The 21757-nt window shown below is 41.7% G+C and carries 15 protein-coding genes; 5 read left to right on the plus strand and 10 right to left on the minus strand.

The annotated features are described in order from the left end of the window. Positions 1 to 23 precede the first annotated feature (23 nt). The 10 genes from SWOO_RS01575 to nadC all read right to left on the minus strand — a co-directional run bounded on the left by SWOO_RS01575 (position 24) and on the right by nadC (position 14257). Positions 24 to 2156: an ATP-dependent DNA helicase gene (locus SWOO_RS01575; RefSeq protein ID WP_012322956.1), complete on the minus strand. Its 2133-nt coding sequence runs from the start codon at positions 2154 to 2156 to the stop codon at positions 24 to 26. Then, on the minus strand, positions 2153 to 2578 hold the full coding sequence (locus SWOO_RS01580) for a VPA1267 family protein (protein WP_012322957.1): 426 nt from the start codon (positions 2576 to 2578) through the stop codon (positions 2153 to 2155). Before SWOO_RS01580 ends, SWOO_RS01575 begins: the two co-directional genes overlap by 4 nt. 47 nt (positions 2579 to 2625) lie before the next feature. After that, positions 2626 to 3102 (minus strand): hypothetical protein, encoded by a 477-nt coding sequence (locus SWOO_RS01585; RefSeq protein ID WP_012322958.1) that lies wholly within the window; start codon positions 3100 to 3102, stop codon positions 2626 to 2628. A 3-nt stretch (positions 3103 to 3105) separates the two neighbouring features. Continuing rightward, positions 3106 to 5802, minus strand: coding sequence for a hypothetical protein (locus SWOO_RS01590; RefSeq protein ID WP_012322959.1), 2697 nt, complete (start codon positions 5800 to 5802; stop codon positions 3106 to 3108). Further along, entirely contained in the window at positions 5786 to 7525 is a 1740-nt protein-coding gene (locus SWOO_RS25370; RefSeq protein WP_012322960.1) for an integrase family protein, read from the minus strand. The genes SWOO_RS01590 and SWOO_RS25370 overlap by 17 nt, the downstream gene beginning before the upstream one ends. A gap of 1 nt (position 7526) precedes the next feature. Then, on the minus strand, positions 7527 to 8753 hold the full coding sequence (locus tag SWOO_RS01605) for a site-specific integrase (protein ID WP_012322961.1): 1227 nt from the start codon (positions 8751 to 8753) through the stop codon (positions 7527 to 7529). Positions 8754 to 8972: 219 nt separating this feature from the next. Beyond that, positions 8973 to 10235, minus strand: a complete 1263-nt coding sequence (locus SWOO_RS01610) for a type II secretion system F family protein (RefSeq protein WP_012322962.1) — start codon at positions 10233 to 10235, stop codon at positions 8973 to 8975. Positions 10236 to 10288: 53 nt separating this feature from the next. Further along, a complete protein-coding gene (pilB, locus tag SWOO_RS01615) occupies positions 10289 to 11998 on the minus strand; it encodes a type IV-A pilus assembly ATPase PilB (RefSeq protein ID WP_012322963.1) in 1710 nt (569 codons plus the stop codon). Positions 11999 to 12082: 84 nt separating this feature from the next. Then, positions 12083 to 12526 carry a pilin gene (locus tag SWOO_RS01620; RefSeq protein ID WP_012322964.1) on the minus strand — a complete coding sequence of 148 codons (444 nt, stop codon included), beginning with the start codon at positions 12524 to 12526 and terminating at the stop codon, positions 12083 to 12085. 840 nt (positions 12527 to 13366) lie between these two features. Further along, positions 13367 to 14257 carry a carboxylating nicotinate-nucleotide diphosphorylase gene (gene nadC / locus SWOO_RS01625; protein WP_012322965.1) on the minus strand — a complete coding sequence of 297 codons (891 nt, stop codon included), beginning with the start codon at positions 14255 to 14257 and terminating at the stop codon, positions 13367 to 13369. A gap of 265 nt (positions 14258 to 14522) precedes the next feature. Here nadC and ampD point away from each other — a divergent pair, with 265 nt between their 5' ends. The 5 genes from ampD to aceF all read left to right on the plus strand — a co-directional run bounded on the left by ampD (position 14523) and on the right by aceF (position 21749). Then, on the plus strand, positions 14523 to 15095 hold the full coding sequence (gene ampD, locus SWOO_RS01635; protein WP_012322966.1) for a 1,6-anhydro-N-acetylmuramyl-L-alanine amidase AmpD: 573 nt from the start codon (positions 14523 to 14525) through the stop codon (positions 15093 to 15095). A gap of 55 nt (positions 15096 to 15150) precedes the next feature. Then, on the plus strand, positions 15151 to 16002 hold the full coding sequence (gene ampE, locus SWOO_RS01640) for a beta-lactamase regulator AmpE (RefSeq protein WP_041417461.1): 852 nt from the start codon (positions 15151 to 15153) through the stop codon (positions 16000 to 16002). 387 nt (positions 16003 to 16389) lie between these two features. Next, complete coding sequence (gene pdhR, locus SWOO_RS01645) at positions 16390 to 17142, plus strand: pyruvate dehydrogenase complex transcriptional repressor PdhR (RefSeq protein ID WP_012322968.1); 753 nt, start codon at positions 16390 to 16392, stop codon at positions 17140 to 17142. Between the two features lie 76 nt (positions 17143 to 17218). Further along, complete coding sequence (gene aceE / locus SWOO_RS01650) at positions 17219 to 19882, plus strand: pyruvate dehydrogenase (acetyl-transferring), homodimeric type (RefSeq protein WP_012322969.1); 2664 nt, start codon at positions 17219 to 17221, stop codon at positions 19880 to 19882. 13 nt (positions 19883 to 19895) lie between these two features. Beyond that, positions 19896 to 21749 (plus strand): pyruvate dehydrogenase complex dihydrolipoyllysine-residue acetyltransferase, encoded by a 1854-nt coding sequence (gene aceF, locus SWOO_RS01655; protein ID WP_012322970.1) that lies wholly within the window; start codon positions 19896 to 19898, stop codon positions 21747 to 21749. Positions 21750 to 21757: the final 8 nt, after the last annotated feature.

Genomic DNA, 21757 nt, shown 5'->3' on the forward strand with positions numbered 1-21757 from the left:
TATTTGCTCTTTTAGGTCAATAATTAGTTTAGTAATTTAGATAGATAAATTTGTCTTAAGTGGGCTTTTGAAGGCTCCTTGATATAACGTTTAAACAACTTTGCATTTCCGATTAAATGAACTTCCTTTTCGGCTCTTGTAATAGCTGTGTATATCCATCCTCGATCAAGTAGCTTGCTTGGTACTATAGGGATAACAATACGCTCAAACTGGCTCCCTTGTGCTTTGTGTAATGATATTGCGTAGGCTAGCTGAATATGATCAAGCAGTGCCTCATCAAGATTAATTATTCGGTTATCATCAAGCGTGATCTCTCCGAATCCGTTTTCTGTTGTGGCTACTGAAGTTAGCTCTCCCAATGTCCCATTTTGAATATCAAGCTTAATATCGTTCTTGGTTAAAAGGATGGGATCACCGACTTTCAAATTGAGTATGAAGTCTTCATTAAATAGGCTGAACTGTAATTCTGGTGAGCTATTGTTTAGTGTTGTTTGTTCTAAGTGATTAAGAGCATTGATACCGCCATTTTCTCTCTTGTAAGTTGCTGCAATTATTTGAGTCGCATTTGTAGCTTCTGCGTAGAGGCCAACGATAGTTTCATTGATCTCTGTTTCAGGCACCTCATGGAAAGTCACTGCGCCAGTGCTCAAGCGCTCTGGAACAATGCCATTTTTTACATCACATGAATAACCAGGAATGCCAGATTCAGCATCTTGCCGCTTCACAATATCTAAAGTTACTTTAGGCACAAGCTTGGAATCTTGAATTGCATGAAGTACTAAACCAGCACCAATTGGCGGCAATTGGTCTGGATCACCGATAAGCACAAACTTCACTGAGTCATGAGTGTGGGTGATGATTTGGTACATAGTATTTGCGTCTACCATAGACGACTCATCAATGATTACAGCGGCTTTTTCGGTAACAACTGGCTCATCTCTTAAAAATGCGGCTATAGTCTTTGTCGGGCGTCCTGTGGACTCTCGCATACGTTTAGCAGCTCGACCAGATAGTGCAATTTGATGGATTTCGAACCCAAGGGCTTCAAAACCAGCCACTACAGATCTGATTACCGTAGTTTTACCCGTACCAGCCCCCCCAAAAACAGCGGATATTGAGTAGTTTAAAGCGTTGTATACGGCTTCTCCTTGCCGCTCAGTCAGAGGAAACTCAGATGAGCTACAAGCTTGCTCATATGCATCATCATGTTGAAATGACCACGCTTCTAGTTTAGCTAGTTTTTTGAATCGTTTTGCAATGATCCTTTCGATTACCAGCATTCCTGTAGGATGGTATGTACCTTCATCAGCTATGATGAAAGTACCGTTATCCAAACCTTTTTTAAGAGCTAGTATGGCTGCTTGTTTATCTTGTAAAAGGGTAATTACGTCACTGAAGATATCATCTCGATAGGCAAATGTATGACCTTTTCCAATCCATTGATTTAGTACTTGCTCTACAGCAGCAACAAGTCGCCTATCATCGTTCAAACTCATATTGAATTTTGTTTGCGCTAATGCATCAGAATCTTTGAACGACATGCCGAAAGTCATCATGCGATAAGGGTTTTCTTTTATCGAATTAATAGTGCCTTCTTTGTGGTACTTAACTATTTTTCCTGAGATCTCAGGTCTAATTCCTAAGCCTGATAACCATGATTGGTATTTCAAGTTGTCGTATTTCCTCCAGCCATCAAGAAGTGCTTTGATGGATTCAGGGCTTAATAGGGACTCAAAAGATTTGGGGTTCTGCTCTTTCATAAGGTCATAGATACCTTTGCCGAACTTGTTCCAAAGTTCTCTAGCTTTAACCGCTCCAATCCCTTTGAAGTCGGCACAAGAGCTAACGAAATCAATGAACAGTTCACCCGTATCTGGTAGCGTTACTTTGGCGTTAGATACATCTAGTTTTACAGCTAAATATTTAAAGCCATTAACAATTTCATAGTGCTCAGAAGCTGTGCCAGTAAGCTTCCAGTGTTGCCCCACTTCAGGGAGTATTGGCAAGTCATTTTTGGCTACCTTGGCAAATACAACCTTCTTAGCTGATTGGGTTCTGAAAGATTCAATCGGTACGCCACGGATAGTTACTAAGTCTTTGTGAGTGTTGAGTCCAGAAACACTCGTTACTCGAATTAGATAACGACTCTTACTCATGACGGTAATCTCCCCAGATCAGCAAGTACAGAACTTAGCTCTTCAAATCTGGATAGCTTCCTCCTTAATAAAGTATTTTCTGCTTTAAGCGCAATCATCTCTTGCTCAAGGCTGGTGAGCCTTTGCTTTTCTCTAATGGACTTATTCTCTGTTTGGTCATACGCCTTAGATTGATTTTTTGTTTCAATAGATTCAGGTAATACAGCACGTTTACGAAGGTTGAGTTCAAGCTCCTCCAACAAGTGTTTAATTCGAGGGTTTTGCCTAAGTACAGACTTAGCAAAGCCAGCGCCTTTGGCTACTTCAGCTCTATTAAGCCTTCCTCTGTAGACAATTTGCTTAAAGTCGGAATCGGTTTGACTGGCTATCCATAACTCGAAGCGCTCAACGTTTTCTTGAGCCAGTTGAATTCCATTTGCCATACTGATACCTCATACTCGTTACTTAAATTACAACCATCGTCAGCAAGTCACTGCTTTTTTCTAAATCGATCTAGTGCTTTATCATCAATTTTTGGCGTATTTATCTCGTTCTTTTTTGCATTAGCTTGCGCTTTCAGGAGCGGAGATTCTTCCATAAAACGGTTAGGATCTATGTTTGATTGCCGTGCAATAATTGCGGCATAGGCTAAACGTTCTCTTTCTCGACCCAGCTTTTTTTCAAGCTCAAAAATTTGTTTTTTAAGTTCAAGTATTTCATGGTCTTTAACACTCAATATTGACTGCTCTAGATCGTAATCAGCATTTTTTTCTTTATACTTTTTAATTAACTTGGATATACGAGCATGTTCAGAGCGAAAGTTTTCATTTCGCCATAATGTGGCTTTGGATACTCCAGTCGTCTCTTTAAAATAAGTCCAATTGAATTCTTTTGGTTCAATTAGCTTTCTTTCGAAGTGTTCAAGAATTTCAAATGCTTGAGTCCACTGTTCTTGTGATGTTGCCATTAATTATTTATCCCCACACTGGAATGGACAGTCGTCTGGATAAGAGCCTTTATCTTTGAAGGGCAATAACTCCTTACTTTCCTTGTTGCCTAGTAGGTTACTGGCGCTTTCAAGGACAGACTCAGTATTTTTTAATAGTTTTAAGTTGTGTTCTAAATGCATATTGATAGCGATGTTCCCAGTGTTGTCTCTTAACTCGACTAAGCGCTCTATTTCATGAATAGTCTGATCTCTAAGTGTTTTTATTGGCTCCAAGGCTGAAGGATCATCTAAATCCACAATGAAGTGCTTACAACCGTTGCCTGTTTTACCTATCATGCATCGTAGGTGGTACTCACAAGGGTTTAATTCGAGAGAGCGAGTACACATTCCTTCAGGTGTATAACTTACTGTTTGAAGTTCTTTGTTTAAGACTTCATTAATGAGTTCCTGTGGTGCATTCTTGCGTTTTAGCTCTGCTACTGTATTGGGTATAGCGCCAATAAATCTATTGACGTTATCACTCATTGCATCACGGATTACCTTTGCTCTCTCAGTGCCAGTGTTATGGTCATAGTGTTTGCCTTGGGCGTCTTTACGCCCCATCAATTTATTCACTATTGACTTGTTCGCCCCCGATCTAAATAAACTGGTTGTACGCCAATGCCGTCCTTGATGACTTTGCCACTCTTTAACTACTTCTTTAGAGGCTTTAACTCCAAAGCGTTCAAAGGCGGTTGGGTATCTGTCATTGCCCTTAAAAAAGTAATTAACAGAGGCATAATCTAAAATTTCAGGTATGTATGACACAAAGCTGATTTCGCCTTTCATGCCTGTTTTTCTCATCGCTCGTAAGAATAGATATTCAGAAACCATTTGTTCAGTTTTAAATGACCTAGACTTAATCTCAATTGGTAGTTGATTGGAAGATTCTATAGCGTCAGTTTTTTTTATTTGATCTAGCTGTTCTGCTTTGTCTATGTCATTGAGTTCATTTAAAACTGCATGATTGATTTCAAAGTATTTCGCATAGATGTACTTTTCAATTGAAGCTTTTTTTACTGCATAACCGCCAGTGACGCTATACCTTACTGGACTATCGGGGTTTTTCTCAAAGCTGACTCTTGTCGAGATTTTCTTGTGATCAGAGAACTCTAAGTGGGGATTGGCTATACGTATATCTTTGGTTTTGGCATTTGAGTAGTAGAACGGTAGTTCTGGGAAGTATCTGCCGAATGAAGTCATGTCCATTTCATCTTCATCGAGCAATCCATATGCATATTTTTTGAGTAGGATTGAAGCTTGTCGTCTGCTCATGGTTGTTGGCGCACGACCTTTACCCTTAAATTCATCTGGAGCAAAAGTATAGCAAGTCGCAGAGCCTCCAGATAATTCACTCGTCAGCTCAAAAATGTCTTTATCACGACCATGCTGTCTGGTGATTTTCCGACCATGAAGAATGCTCAGAAACTCTTGTTGTGTCAGATTTTCTGCTCTAAGAGATTTTTGCCATTTTACAAAACTGATGAGAGATTGACCCGTTACTGAGTAGGTGTTTCGACCTTTACCAATTGGAGTTGCATTAATCTCTAAGCCCCAAGCTTGGTAGGCTTTCAATAAACTAGGAGTGCTTTTTGCTGTGCTGCCTACTGGAAGGTAATCATAAACTTCGTCTAGAGCATATTCTACTTCTGGGTTTGGCTTACGCTTTAGTTTCCAGCTATTTTTTACCTCTTTTTCTTTGGCTTTAAAAAATAGATCTAGCTCGTTCTCTAGTCCATCGGCATCTAGTTTTCTTGCATTTTCGTACTCTTGGATACGCTCACGAATAACTGCTAGTATGCCACTGTCTATTTGACTGGCATATTGTCTATAGTTCTTTGTTATTTCGATAATCTTAGTATGAACTTCAAGGATCAGTTCCTTCCAATCACCTAAAACATAGCGAGGTACAGGTTCGCATCCTTTTTCTGTCCATACACGACACAACAATTTGCCTTCGTGATAAAAAAGACAGTCTTTTGATAGCCTTAAAATTTCACCTAGGCGCAGACCCAATCCATACTGAAACGCTTGCGTATAAATGCATAAGAGGTCGCTGACCCCTTGCTCTGAATAATCACACTGAGCCTCAACTTTATTTTTTAACTCAATGATTGCTTGCACAAGTTCGGGCTTCGGCATCTTCTGTTCAAGAGCTTTAAACTCCAGTCCAGAAGTGACGACTTTTGAAGATATGATGTCAATATTGCTAGGTAAAACATGCTCTTTGTCCAAGAACTTGATAAAGAGATTAAAATCATTAATCAGGCCAACACTAGAGGAAATGTTATTCCAGATTGAGCTATAGGTGGAAGTGTTTATTTTTTCTATGCTGTCTATACCAGCATTATGTAAATCGACTCCGACACGAACAAAACTTTGTACTCTAGAGTATGAGAGAGGTTCATTTTTAAGCCTGTTTTTCCAAAGCTGATTTAACAAAAAGCATTTGATTGCCCTAGACACAAAAGGGTTGAAGACTTTTTTGTTTTTCTTGGACTTGTTATTGACTGAGAAAAATAGGATTTTGCCTTTATACTGCCACTTTTCATCCGAATAGTTTTGCGATTTAAAATATGACAGGTCTGAAAACATTTTTTGCCCTATAAGTTCAATTCTTTCAAAGTTTTGAACATAGGTAAGTATTCTTTTATCATTTAAATTAATCAGCTTTGACATTGAGCTTCCCTACATCGTTGGCAGATTCATACTGAATTGCTATAACGTCCAGTCCTTCAGCATACTGTATTGCCGCTTCGCAGCCTGCTATAGCTTCATCGAACTGGTGAGCTACCTCCCTGTTTGACACCAATTTAGCCTTTTTAGCTCGACTTTGTAGACTTTTAAGCTGCTGGTGATGACCTTCAGCATTTTTATTCGGGCAAAATTTATCACATTGATAACAGGCCACTGCTGGCTCTAGTACGCAAGGTGCATTTTTTTGACATTTTCCGATGGAGATCGCTGTGCTTGGTGATACAACATCTTCTCCATAGATATTTCCGACTAACTCTTGTTTGCGCCATGCCGCAGTGAAAAACTTATTTTCTACTCGATCTAGAGTCGCATCTTCCAAAATTTCAAACATTTCATGAGTGTAGTGAAAGTAATGCTTTACGCTACCAGACGCTGAATGGTCAAGCAGTTCTGCTACTTCTATTTCAGTCATGCCTTGCGTAACGGCATTTGTTCCAAGCGTGTACCTGAAACGGTAAGCGTTCATTTGAAACGGTAAGCCAGTTCGAGGGCTGTTTGGTAGTAATTTTGAAATAAGGTCTAAGCGGTAATCTATCTGACTACTCGAAATATGATGAGTAATGTCTTCCCAATTACATTTTTGGAAATCTTCAAAATAAGGGTTTTTATTTACTATTCGCTTATCGTTGTCAGTTACTTCGTCAGTTACTTCGTCAGTTACTTCGTCAGTTACTTCGTCAGTTACTTCGTCAGTTACTTCGTCAGTTACTTCGTCAGTTACTTCGTCAGTTACTAAGTAAGGGTTAGCTAAATTACCTACTCTAAAAAAGATATGTCTCCTCATGATTAGAGGTGCATCTTCAATCTCAAGTTCTTTGTAAACAGTTCGATGAATAGCAATTAAAGTTGATAACAGTTCAGCAAGTTCCGAACTGACCAAGCGTTTTGTGAAGTGAGTGCGTCTATATCGATTTTTCTGTTTTACTCTTGGAATTTTTAAATATGCCAGCTCTAGCTCTTCGTCAACAATGAAGTCTGATTGCTTTAAGAGTGCTATTTGAATCGGTCGTAGGCCAAATTCTAGGCATAGTTTCAATACAACTCTATTCTCAATATGGATGTTAGGGTTTAACGCTGCTGCCTGAAGAATTCTCAATTCCTCTCTTATAAATGGACCATTTTCAGCGTCTAAGCTATAAAGCGCTAGATAACTATTTTTATTGCCGCCAAATACTAATGAGTGAATCTTCTCACAAAGGTCAAGATCCAGACCTTCAACTTCATATGCTATAAACCACTTCAATAGTCTTCGAAGTGAGGATATATTATCATCACCTTTTTCATGAGCTACTAAAACGGTATCTTGAATGGCTTTATTTATATCTTGTTCATTTCTATAGGTAGATGTAAATACGGATATTTGTTTTTCGATTACACTTAGGGTTTTTGGCATGTATTGCTGAATTGAAGCAATCATGAAAGGGCGCATTACCCGATCTATTTCCTCATCGCCAGTCAAAAATAACGATGGGTTTAGAGTGAAGACCATACCATCAGTATCTAGTACTTTTACTGTTTTTAGATAGGATTCATTGTGAGCTAATTCGATAGTGTTCCCTAAACGTCCAATCACGCTTCGCTGGTGTTCAGGGATGGAGGAACTATCCTCCGAAAGAACAATTGGATTTGGGGCTAGATCTTTCATGTTAGATTTCTCCATTATTACTCAATAGAGCCTCTTGTAGACGAATTTGAAGATCTGCTACTTTCCTCTGAATTGAGCCTTTAGGGTAGTGAGACACCATTTTCGAGCCAGCAGTCCAGCCTCCAGCATACTCTTGAATTGTTGCCTTGTTCTGCTGTTTTCTTATTGGAGCCACACCTTCAAACTCTACATCTAGTACATTTTCCAAAATATCGTGAAAAGTGTTTCTTAAAATATGAGGACTTAGCTTGCCTTTAAATTCGGGGTATTGAACTATTAAATCGTTTAATGACATGTTTGGCGTAAGGGCTGATAGAGGCTTTCCGTCTCTAATGGATATGAACATGTACTCACTCTTTTTTGCCCCTTTAAACAGTGGTCGAATCTTAGTTATGTAATACTCGAATATTTCCGCTAGTTGAGGGGTTAACTCTACTTTTCTACCTTTGGTTTTAACTTGAGGTATTTCCTTACGCCCATAATCATCAAATGTTCTATCTTCTTTTATTATTTCAAAGTATTTAGATGATTTGCTGCTACCACTTAGGTTGAAATGCCTAACCTTTAAACCTAGTGACTCTCCTTTACGATTGCCCCCCATCATCAATGTCATGAAAAAGCAAAAATTTCGCCATCTAACTTTTTCACTTTTATAGGGGTTTAAGGTGTTCTCATTGGTTGGGTCAATGATTGCTAGAAATTTGACTTGAAGTTCAGGAGTAAGGCCAATTCGCTCATTTTGGATTCCGTTATGAGGTGTTTTAGCATTTATCCCAAAGCTGTTACGCATTCCTTCTAAAACAATTCTTGATGTAGATAGTCGATGTGGGTCATTGATTCTACTTTGATAGAAAGAGTACAAGAACTCAATGTATCGAAGGATTGTTGACCAATTGTGCAAAAAGTAGGTTTGTGAGACTAGTTCACCAGTATCTTCTCTAAGTGACAGTACGCCATGAAGGTGTTCGATCTCGCCAATCGTTAATCTTTCAAGCTTAGAAAATCGCCCTATAAAATCGATATTGTTAGAGATGCAGAATAAATAAAATTTTCGTAATGCTTTCGCTTCTCGCTCGACCGTTTTTAATGCTGTACCATTATTGTAGCGGTGCAGTAAGTATGCAGCACTATTCAATTCTAGTTCGTCATTAATAATGAGCAATGGGAAATGAGCACCATTCAGGTGCTTAAAAGCAGTAGGAGAGATCTTAATTGACAATTCATTCATAAATACACACCTAAAAATGAAACGAATATTTTACTATACGTAATAAATGTAGGTTGTTTTTTGAACTTGTCAACTATTTATGAAACGATATTGTAACTATATGAAAATAGATTGAGAACGTCCCAGAATGAAACGTTCTTGTTTTGGTTTTATTATCTTATTGGTTTGTATATCAATAGTTTATCGTGTTTTGAAACGATCCTTTAGTCTATTTTAGTCTCAGCTGACAATCTTACCCATCTGGAAGATAGGAAGATACATGGCGACGATTAAGCCACCAACTAGAGTGCCAATAACCACCATCATAATAGGCTCGATTAGGCTAGATAACCCATCTACAGCATCATCTACCTGCATCTCATAGATATTAGCCACTTTATTCAGCATATTATCCAATGAGCCTGACTCTTCACCTATCATTACCATCTGAATTAGCATGTCTGGGAAAAGTCCCGTGGTCCGCATCGCTACATTCATCTGCATTCCCGACATCACTTCAGAGCGCACTTTGAGCAGCGCATTACGATACACTGCATTACCTGACGCTCCTGCTGCTGATTCAAGCCCATCGATAAGAGGGACACCTGCAGCAAAGGTTGTTGCTAAGGTTCTTGCAAATCGCGCCATAGCAGCTTTGTGTAAGATAGGACCTACGGCTGGTATTTTTAAAATAAGTGCATCTACCTTGTCTCTGAAAGTCTGCGAGTGCAGGTGAGCGCGGCGAAAGAGAAAAACAGTGATGATAATAGCAACAGCAAAGATATACCATGATGCTTGCAGTGCTTCAGATATATGAATGACGAGTTGCGTGAATGCGGGGAGCTCTGCACCGAAGCCTGCAAAGATCTCCTGAAACTGTGGCACTACAAACAGGAGTAAAAGAGTCGTGACCCCGATCGCAACGATGACTACCGCTGCTGGGTAGAACATGGCTTTTTTAATTTTAGATTTCAGAGCCTCGGCTTTCTCTTTATAGAGGGCTATGCGCTCAAATACTGCATCGAGAGAGCCTGAGTGCTCACCAGCTGCGACAAGATCGACATAGAGGTCATCGAAATATTGTCTGTGGGGACGAAGCGCATCTGAGAGCGGGATACCTGACTGTATTTCAGTTAAGATAGTACCTAACAGCTCTCGCATCTTTACTTTTTCATGACCTCGGCCCAGCATCTCTATGGTTGTTACCAGAGGTACACCAGCTTGAAGCATGGTGGCTATTTGGCGTGTCACCATGGCGATGTCCATGGCTGTAACTTTAGGGTCGCCGAGTTTAAACAGAGATGCAGCTTTCTTCTTTACTGACTTAGGGTTGACTCCTTGTGACTTTAGCTGACTCTTAACCTCTGCGATCGTTGCTCCTCGAAGCTCTCCTGAGGTTTTTTTTCCATCACGGTTTAAGCCTTTCCACTCATAGGTGAAAACCTTAGGTTGGGCTTTAGCTGTTTTTTTATTGGTTTTTTTGCTTGCTGTTGCCGTGGCCATGGTTCATTCCTTTGCTACTTAGATATATAGGAAGTTAGATTATTACTGTGAGCCTAAAAGCTAGTGACGCGGTTGATCTCTGTAATGCTAGTCACGCCTTGAATGACTTTGAGTAGCCCTGAGCCTCGCAAGTCTCGCATACCTTGAGTTTTAGCTTGATTAGCAATCTGCAATGAGTTACCTCCCTCCATAATAGTACGGGCTATCTCATCTGACATCTTCATTACTTCATAGATCCCCACTCGACCTTTATAACCTCCGGAGCACAAGTCACAACCAATAGGTTTATATGTGGTAATTCCTTTATCGATTGCTGTTTGTGGAAAGCCGAGCTTTTGAAGTTCATGTTCAGGGACATTTTCTGGCTGTTTACACTCAGGGCAGAGTCTACGTGCTAAGCGTTGAGCAATAATAAGATTAACTGAGCTGGCAATGTTATATCCTGGAACGCCCATATTAATTAGTCGAGTGAGTGTTTCAGCTGCCGAGTTTGTATGCAGAGTTGAGAGTACCAAGTGTCCTGTTTGAGCGGCTTTAATGGCTATCTCTGCGGTTTCTAAATCACGGATCTCACCCACCATCACCACATCGGGATCTTGACGTAAGAATGAGCGTAGCGCCGAGGCGAAAGTTAGCCCAGCTTTTAGGTTGATATGAACTTGGTTTACACCTTCAAGGTTTATCTCGACTGGATCTTCAGCTGTTGAGATATTACGCTCTTCGGTATTTAATATATTAAGGCCAGTATAGAGGGAGACGGTTTTACCAGAGCCAGTAGGGCCTGTGACTAGGATCATCCCTTGAGGTTTAGAGAGCATCTCTTCATAAAGCTCTCGCTGATCATCCTCATAGCCCAATTTCTCAATGCCAAGTTGCGCCGAAGAGGAGTCGAGAATACGCATCACTATCTTTTCACCCCAGATAGTGGGGAGGGTGCTCACACGAAAATCAATAGACTTTGTGCGTGAAAGCTTCATCTTAATGCGGCCATCTTGTGGTACACGTCGCTCTGCAATATCTAGCTTAGACATCACCTTTAAACGGGCTGATATTCGACCAGATAAATTGACTGGTGGCTCAGACACCTCATGGAGTATGCCATCAATACGAAAGCGGATGCGGTAACGTTTTTCATAAGGCTCGAAGTGGAGATCTGAGGCTCCTTTGCGGATAGCATCGGTAAGGATTTTATTGATGTAGATAACGATAGGGGCATCATCACCACTCTCCCCATTTTGATCGTCATCGCGCTTACTGGTATCTTCAACTTCAATACCGGCTAGTGCATCTTCATCTATGCCGCCAATATCCAGTGCGGATATATCCTCCTCCAAAACTTTTTCTAAGGCTTTAGTGAGTTTATCATCTTCAACTAGAATGGCTTCAGCATGCAAACCTGCACTGAACTGAAAATCTTCTAAAGCGGCAATATTTGTGGGATCAGAAGTACCAATATAGAGGCGATTTCCTCGTTTAAATAGGGGCAAACACTTGTGCTTCTCGATCAGTTTCTTGTTAAGGAAGTCTTCTGGAATACTGGCGATATCGAACTCATCAAGATCAAGAAGCGGGGTGCCATACTCTTCATAACAGAGTTCTGCAATTTCACGAGCCGAAATTAACTTTTCAGAGATAACGGTTGAGACAAGAGATTGTTTGCTTTGTCTAGATTTGGCGATAGAGGAAGCGATCTGCTCCTCTGTGAGCAAATTTTTACGGATGAAAAGAGTGGAGAGACCTAAGTGCAGGCCTGTTGTTGGCATACTGTAACCTTAGTAAAGGAAATTCTACAGCACAGCAGTACTAACTTCAGTTTGCACTGCTGTGTGTACATTGAAACTAAATTCTTATATTCCAGCTCCGTCTTGGCATTGCGCATCGTCTGCACCTGTACCAGAAGATGCGGCAGCAAAGGTTACAGTCCCATTAGGATTGATCGTTGCAGTAACTGCACAGCTCCCTTCGTCGAAAGCAATGTCTCCACCTACACCTTCTGCAAATTCAGCCGTTGCACTAAGCCCCGTTACTGCTGTAGAGCCAGCTAATTGACCTGTGTCACCGTTGATGGAATCACATGCTCTTCCTGATTGCACGCAAGTTACTGCTTTTGAAGTAAATGCACCTAATCCCTTCATCGCTGCACCACCGTGAGCTGAACCTGTATAATCTCGATAAGCAGGCAGTGCAACTGCGGCGAGAATACCGATAATTGCAACAACGATCATTAATTCAATAAGGGTGAAACCCTTAGCTTGCTTGTTTAGCTTCTTGCTTAACTGAATACCTTTCATTTTCTCTCTCCGTCGACAAATCTAGAACTTCATTAATCTATTTAGTATAGCTCACTTAGTCTGGGTGCTCCTGCGCTAGCTGTTTCATCCTGAATCAACCAAAGTCATTATAAAAAAGTTTCATTAGTTTAGGTCTGGTAATGAAACCTTAGGTGTTAACTATGGCTTGGTTGCTACTAACTAAGTTTGTCGCTGTTAAAGTTCGCTAATCTGCTTCTATATTTGTCAATTTGCTAACTGTTAAAAGTTTGTTACACCCTGTGGTGCAGATTCGTTATAACTCTATTCCGGCAAACCGCACCTTATGTTCTCCTCCAGTTCAATACCAGTTTTTATACTGGTTTCGAAAGGTTGAGCGGCTCCTTAAATAAAATTTAAAGTTACCTTAAGGTGAGGCTGGCCGAAATGGCCATCTCGCCTACGTCCAAAGTTAGTACAAAGTTAATGAGAATGGAACAGGAGATTGCAACAAAGTACTAATTTATCGGTAAATTCGTCTATTGTTTACAATTTAGCGGTTGAAAAGTTCTAACATTTTTTTGGCTCTGTACGAAAAACTGACGATTTCATCACATTCGTCAAATTTTAGTCGCGTTTTGCAGGGTTTTATTCTGGTTGATATCTGAACTGCAAAATTATGTTTGGTTTAACAATTAACCATTTTTTAAGTGTTAAATGTTAATTTTTTGTGTTTCTTGCGCTTTGGGCTGTAGCAATTAAAAAAGAAGGTATATAGATATAAGTGAAGAAAATGCAATGAATAGAGAAGACAGAGCCTGTGACTATTTACAGGCTCTTATTTTAGCTCTCTTTAACAAGGTTGAAGCTTGCTAGAATAAGTTAGCTCTTAAGTCGAAGAGAGAGATCTAGTGCTTTGACATGCTTAGTTAATGCCCCTACAGAGATATAGTCAACGCCGGTTTTGGCAAAATCGCCAATTGTTTCGAGTGTTACATTGCCTGAAACTTCAAGTTTGGCTTGTTGGGCATCAGGTAGGCGCTTATTTAGCTCAACTGCAGCTATCATCATAGTGACATCAAAATTATCCAGCATGATGATGTCAGAGCCAGCCTCTAATGCCTGCTGTAGCTCTAAAATACTTTCAACTTCGACCTCTACCAGTTTATCTGGCTGAAGCTCACGTGCTTTTGAGATAGCCTGAGCGATACCACCGCAAGCCATGATGTGGTTCTCTTTGATAAGAAAAGCATCAAACAGACCTATACGATGGTTTTTTCCACCACCACAGGTTACTGCATATTTTTGTGCTGTTCTTAACCCAGGTATCGTTTTTCTGGTATCAAGAAGCCTGGTGTTTGTTGTTGCGATCCTATCTGTATATTGTTTAGTTAATGTCGCGACACCGGAAAGAGTTTGGATGAAATTCATGGCCGTACGTTCGCCAGTGAGTATGGCGCGCGCTGGGCCTGAAAATTCACAAAGCACTTGGTTGGGCACTAAAAGGTCGCCGTCATCAACATGCCAATGTAGAGCAACCTCTCCACCTAATTGATTAAAAACCTGTTCAGCCCATGCTTTTCCACAAAATACACCCTCTTCACGGGTAATTAAGCTAGCTTGAGCATGTCGGTCTGCTGGGATGAGTTGTGCGGTAATATCAGCTGATGCTCTTTCTTGTGCTTGCTCACTGCTTGAGCTGCTTTCATCCTGGTAGCCTAAGTCTTCCTCAAGCGCAACTTTAACGGCAAGTCTGATGTCATTTTCCAACATGGTCGGTGTCCTTGAACTACTGCAAATGAACAGGTTAAGAGATTTGAAAATCTGTCTATTTACTATGAATTTTATAGCAGATCTATTTAGACTGGATGATAACAAATCTGATTTAGAAAGTAGAGTCAGTCTAAAGCTAGATTTCCCCTTTCTCGTATATTGTGGCTGGCATAGTTTTGACTTTATTATCAGGCTTTTCAGCCGTAGGAACTACTGGTAGAGTGTGAGTACTTCATTTTATCTTTATTAAGGCTGCCCTCTGTCAATGGTTGGACAAAATCCGATTAAATTAAATGCTGGTTGGGTTCAAAGTGGTGTTAGGGAGTGTCTATCCCCCCATTTTAATGCGCGGCCCAAAGGTGAAGTGAGCCTACTAGTGATTCACAATATTAGCTTGCCAGCTGGCTGCTTTGGTACTCCTTATGTTGATCAGCTTTTTCAGGGTTGTTTAGACTTAGAAGCTGATATTAGCTTTGGTGAATTAAAGGGGCTAGAAGTGTCGGCTCATTTTATGATCCGTAGAGATGGTGAAATAGTACAATATGTCTCTTGTGATGAGCGAGCATGGCATGCAGGAGTATCTGAGTTTCAAGGCAGACAAGGCTGTAATGATTTTGCTATCGGTATTGAATTAGAGGGGACGGATCTCATTGCTTACTCTGAGCTTCAATATCAGGCGTTGCTTAGGTTAACCCTTGCCTTGTTCAATGCATACCCTATGCTGAATATGGATAGACTGGTTGGTCATAGTGATATCGCTCCCGGACGGAAAACAGATCCTGGTGACAGTTTTGATTGGTTAAAATATAGGGATGGCTTAACTCAAGCATTGGCTTGATATCTGTTGAGATTTGATTGTTAGTTAAGTAATCATGGAATTTAAGGAATAAATGATGGCACTGTTCTCCTTGTTAGTGGCAATCTTAGTTGAGCGATTGAAGTTTCTGCCTCAATCTTGGCAACTCGATTCGATTCTTAATCTCTATTCAAAGACGCTGTTTGGCAATAAGCAGTTAAGCTCTGATGTTATGATGGCCTTGGCACTGATTCTGCCTGCTATCGCCGTTCAAGTTGCCATGTGGGCGGTTAATGGGATCTTCTGGGGATTAGTGAGTCTTACCTTGTGGGTGGCGATCTCAATTTTGTGCTTTAGTCACTTAAAGCAGAGACAGCTGTTTAAGCGTTACATGCAAGCTGCTTGCAGAGGCGATTCTCAAGCTTGTTACCATTTTGCCGATGCGCTCGATCCTAACGTCTCATTAGATGCTGTTTCTGAGGAGGAGTTAGGGGCTAAAGTTGGGCAAAGTGCGGCTTGGCTAAACTACCGCTTTTATGGTGCTGTTGCGCTGTTTCTTATCATACTTGGCCCAGCAGGAGCGGTTTTCTATTGCACGGTTCGTTATTTTTCTGACCAGAACCAAGAGGAGAAGCTTGAGCTTCCTTTAGTGGAAGATGTGTTAATGGTACTTGATTGGTTACCTAGCCGCATTTTTGCTTTTGGATATGTCCTCAGTGGTCAGTTTTCCCAAGCCTTCGCTTGTTGGATGCAATACGCGTTAAATATCCGCAGTAGTGCTAGGGAGGTCGTTACTCAGGTTGCACAGGCCGCTGAGCCGCAGCCAGAGACTTCTGCAACACCTATCTGTACACAGTCAACTTTAAGCCTACTGCAACTGAGTAAGCGAAATTTTATTCTTTTACTTGTTTGCTTGTCCATGTTGACCATCTTTGGTGTCGTGGCTTAAACCCATTTCGAAAGGGCTGAGGCCCTTTTAATTTATCAAATTAATGTAAGAGGATGTTTAAAGGCAGATAATTTATTTCAGCATCTGCTCTTTTAGGTTTTTTTCATTTAATTTCCCCACTCTTTGAACCCACTGATTTATCTTTTTATATAATTTTTTACTTTTAAATCAGTGCTCTTATTCACCAAGTACTAAGCGAATATGTAGATTTCCCTTTTGATTTGGTGATAATGGTCTGACCGCTAACGGGTTTGATTTCGGCTATGCTCACACATCGCCTATTTACATGATTCCGATCACAAGCTAGACATTCAAAATGTGATTTGATAAAGTGCGCGCAGTCAACTAAATTGGTAAGACCAATTTACAATAGAAGCTGAGGGCCATATGGCTTATAGCAAAATAAACCAGCCAAAAATATCCGATGTCATTATGGGGCAGTTGGAGCAGATGATCCTTGAAGGAAGCCTTCAACCGGGTCAAAAGTTACCACCTGAGCGCGAGCTTGCACTTCAATTCGAGGTCTCTCGCCCGTCACTACGCGAAGCTATCCAGAAGCTAGAAGCCAAAGGCTTGTTAATGCGCCGTCAAGGCGGTGGTACTTACGTGAAAGAGCAGCTTTGGCAGAGCTTAGCTGATCCGATAGTGGAGCTGATGCATAGCGACTCAGAAAGTCAATATGACTTGTTGGAGTTTCGTCATGCAACGGAAGGGATGATGGCTTATTTTGCAGCCCTTCGTGGTACCGATGCAGATATGCAAAATATCAAGCGCACTATTATGGACGTTGAAGCTGCGAAAGAGATTGAACAGCAAGCTAAGGCGATTGTGTGCTTCTATCGAGCGGTAGCAGAGGCGTCACATAACGTCGCTATGCTTCATCTCGTATTAAGTTTATCTCCTGTGTTACATAAAAATGTAGCGCAGAACTTGGAACTTCTAGATCGGAGAGAGGAAGCTTCCACTATGGCTAACGATCATAGGCGAGCTCTGCTTGCTGCTATTGTTCGCCGCGATCCCGATGCAGCAAGAGAAGCCTCGAATGAACACCTAAGTTACATCGAGGAAGTCATGTTGTCTGTGAGGGAAGAAGATAGTCGGTTGCAGCGAAGCCTGCGCCGTTTAAAAAGCGGTGTTTAAGACCTGAAAGCAGGTCAACACCAGACCATATTCTGAAAATACAAATTTCATAACGTATATAGGGAAGGACAGCAAAATGTCTGAACATATGCTACAAGACGTAGATCCACTAGAAACTAACGAGTGGTTGTCTGCTCTAGAATCTGTTGTACGTGAAGAGGGGGTTGAGCGTGCTCAGTATCTTCTGGAACAAGTACTTGATAAGGCCCGTCTAGACGGTGTCGATATGGCGACTGGTATCACCACCAACTATATCAACACAATTCCTACGAGCCAAGAGCCTGCATATCCTGGCAATACAACGCTTGAGCGTCGTATTCGTTCTATCATTCGTTGGAACGCGATCATGATAGTGCTACGTGCGTCTAAGAAAGATTTAGACCTAGGTGGCCATATGGCTTCTTTCCAGTCTGCAGCTTCATTTTATGAAGTCTGTTTTAATCATTTCTTCCGTGCACCAAATGAAGTCGATGGTGGTGATTTAGTTTACTACCAAGGCCATATCTCTCCAGGTATCTATTCTCGTGCATTTGTTGAAGGTCGTTTGACTGAAGAGCAGTTAGACAACTTCCGTCAAGAAGTCGATGGTAAAGGTATACCTTCATACCCACATCCAAAGCTAATGCCTGAGTTCTGGCAGTTCCCGACTGTATCTATGGGTCTTGGCCCAATGTCAGCCATTTATCAAGCACGCTTCCTTAAGTATCTTGATGGACGTGGTTTAAAAGACACCTCTGCACAGCGCGTATATGCTTTCTTAGGTGATGGTGAGATGGATGAGCCTGAATCTCGTGGCGCAATCTCTTTCGCTTCTCGTGAAAAGCTAGATAACCTATGTTTCTTGATCAACTGTAACTTACAGCGCCTAGATGGTCCTGTAATGGGTAACGGTAAAATCATTCAGGAGCTTGAAGGTCTATTTAGAGGCGCGGGCTGGAATGTCGTTAAAGTGATCTGGGGTAATAACTGGGACTCACTATTAGCAAAAGATACCACTGGTAAGTTACTGCAGTTGATGAACGAAACCATCGATGGTGATTACCAAACATTTAAGTCAAAAGATGGTGCTTATGTACGTGAGCATTTCTTCGGAAAGTACCCAGAAACTGCGGCGCTTGTGTCTGATATGACAGATGCTGAGATCTTCGCGCTTAAGCGTGGTGGTCATGAGTCATCTAAATTATTTGCTGCATTTAAGAATGCACAAGATACTAAAGGTAAGCCAACTGTAATTTTAGCTAAAACGGTTAAAGGTTACGGCATGGGTGAAGCGGCCGAAGGTAAAAACATTGCTCACGGTGTAAAGAAGATGGACATGACGCACGTGCTTCAGTTGCGTAACCGTCTAGGTCTTGATGACCTACTGACCGATGAGAAAGTCTCTGAGCTGCCTTATCTTAAGTTAGAGGAAGGATCTGAAGAGTATAACTACTTGCATGCTCGTCGTAATGGGCTTCATGGTTATACACCACAGCGTCTACCTAACTTTACTCAGGCACTAGATCTTCCAAGTGTAGAAGAGTTCGGTCCTTTGCTTACTGAGCAAAAGCGTGAAATCTCAACCACAATGGCATTTGTTCGTACATTGAACATTCTGCTTAAAAACAAAGGAATTGGTAAGAATATCGTTCCAATCATTGCCGACGAAGCACGTACTTTCGGCATGGAAGGTCTATTCCGTCAAATTGGTATTTATAACCCTTATGGCCAGGAATACACACCTGAAGATCGTAGTGTCGTTTCTTACTATAAAGAAGCCACTTCTGGTCAAGTATTGCAGGAAGGTATCAACGAACTAGGTGCTATGTCTTCATGGGTTGCTGCGGCAACATCATACAGCACTAACGATCTGCCAATGATCCCATTCTACATCTACTACTCTATGTTTGGTTTCCAACGTGTTGGCGACATGGCATGGATGGCGGGTGATCAGCAAGCACGTGGCTTCCTTTTAGGTGCTACAGCGGGCCGTACAACACTGAACGGTGAAGGTCTACAGCATGAAGATGGTCACAGCCATGTTCAGGCGAACACGATCCCTAACTGTATCTCTTATGATCCTACATATGCTTACGAGCTGGCCGTCATTATGCAAGATGGTATTCGTCGCATGTACGGTGAGAACCAAGAGAACGTGTTCTACTACTTAACGCTGATGAATGAAAACTACGCGATGCCAGCGATGCCTGAAGGCGCTGAAGAGGGCATTCGCAAAGGTATCTATAAGCTTGAGTCTTACAAAGGTAGTAACAAGGTTCAGTTAATGAGCTCTGGTACTATCATGAATGAAGTGCGTAAAGCGGCTCAAATCTTGAGCGAAGAGTATGATGTTGCGTCTGATGTATATTCTGTAACTTCTTTCAACGAGTTAACTCGTGAAGGCCAAGATGTTGAGCGTTTCAACATGCTTCATCCAGAAGCTGAGCAGAAACAAGCGTACATCACTCAAGTAATGGGAACTGAGCCTGCCATTGCTGCAACGGATTACATGAAAAACTATGCTGAACAAGTTCGTGCATTTATGCCTTCAGAGACATTTAAAGTGTTAGGTACCGATGGTTTCGGTCGTTCTGACAGCCGTGAAAACCTACGTCGTCACTTTGAAGTGAATGCAGGTTACGTTGTTGTTGCTGCACTGAATGAACTTGCTAAACGTGGCGATATTGAAAAGTCTGTGGTTGCAAAAGCCATTGCTAAGTTCAACATCGACGCTGATAAGACAAACCCGCTATACGCGTAAGAGGCAATACAAAATGACAATCGAAATTAATGTACCTGATATTGGTGCGGATGAGGTTGAAGTGACAGAGATCCTTGTTAGCGTAGGCGACAAGGTTGAAGAGGAGCAATCGCTCATCTCTGTTGAAGGCGATAAAGCTGCCATGGAAGTGCCAGCATCGACAGCGGGTGTTGTTAAAGAGATCAAAGTTGCCGTTGGCGATAAGGTGTCTACAGATTCTTTGATTATGATCTTCGAATCAGATGCTGCCCCAGCTGCTCCAGTTGCGGCACCTGCCGCACCAGCTGCGGCTGAACTAAAAGAAGTTCACGTACCAGATATCGGTGATGATGAAGTCGAAGTTACTGAGATTTTAGTCACTGTTGGCGACAGCATCTCTGAAGAGCAATCGCTGTTAAGTGTTGAAGGCGATAAGGCTTCGATGGAAGTACCTGCGCCATTTGACGGTGTATTGAAAGAGATCAAAGTTGCGGTCGGTGATAAAGTTTCTACTGGTAGCTTGGTAATGGTTTTTGAAGTGGCAGGTTCTGCGGCGGTAGCTCCAGCTGCTGCCTCTGCACCTGTAGCGGCTCCAGTCGCACCAGCGCCATCAGTACAAGAGGTTAACGTACCCGATATTGGCGGTGATGAAGTCGAAGTAACCGAAATTATGGTTCAAGTTGGCGATACCGTTACTGAAGAGCAATCACTGATCAGTGTAGAGGGTGACAAGGCTTCAATGGAAGTACCTGCACCTTTTGCCGGTAAAGTCCTTGAGATTAAGATAAGCCAAGGGGACAAGGTTTCTACAGGGTCGTTAATTATGACCTTTGAAGTTGCCGGTAGTGCGCCTGTTGCAGCTCCTGTAGCTACTCCAGCCCCTGTTCAAGCGGCTCCTGCGCCTGTAGCGGCTCCTGTTGCTAATTCTGCTGCGCCAGCGAAAGAAGACTTTGTTGCGAATGAGGCTTATGCCCATGCATCACCAGTTATTCGCCGTCTTGCACGTGAGCTAGGTGTTAACTTAGCAAATGTAAAAGGCACTGGTCGCAAGAATCGCATTATTAAAGAAGATGTTCATAATTATGTGAAAGCGGCTGTTAAACTGGTTGAGTCTGGTAACGCAGGTAAAGGTGGTAATAGTGAGTTAGATCTACTGCCATGGCCAAAAGTTGATTTCAGCAAGTTTGGTGAAACCGAGATTAAGCCATTATCGCGTATTCAGAAGATATCTGGTGCTAACCTACATCGTAACTGGGTGAAGATCCCACATGTTACCCAATGGGATGATGCTGATATTACTGAGCTAGAAGCTTTCCGTAAGGCGCAAAATGCAGCCGAAGCGAAGAAAGACTCTGGCATGAAGATCACGCCACTTGTGTTCATCATGAAGGCTGTTGCGAAAGCATTAGAAGCATTCCCAACCTTTAACTCTTCACTATCAGAAGATGGCGCAAGCTTAGTGCTTAAAAAGTATGTGAATGTAGGTATCGCGGTTGATACACCTAATGGCCTAGTTGTTCCTGTGTTTAAAGACGTGAACAAGAAAGGGATCCATGAGCTTTCTGATGAACTGAAAGAGGTATCTAAGAAAGCCCGTGGTGGAAAGTTAACTGCTGCAGATATGCAAGGTGGTTGCTTCACTATTTCAAGTTTGGGTGGTATTGGTGGTACGGCATTTACGCCGATCGTTAATGCTCCTGAAGTGGCTATTCTTGGTGTGTCTAAATCAGACATGAAGCCAGTTTGGAACGGTAAAGAGTTTGAGCCGCGCCTAATGTTGCCGCTATCACTGTCTTACGATCATCGAGTGATTGATGGTGCAGAAGGTGCACGCTTCATTACGTATCTAAATAACTGTTTATCAGATATTCGTACATTGGTTCTATAATATTAAAG

It is taken from the genome of Shewanella woodyi ATCC 51908 (assembly GCF_000019525.1).
Classification (GTDB): domain Bacteria; phylum Pseudomonadota; class Gammaproteobacteria; order Enterobacterales; family Shewanellaceae; genus Shewanella; species Shewanella woodyi.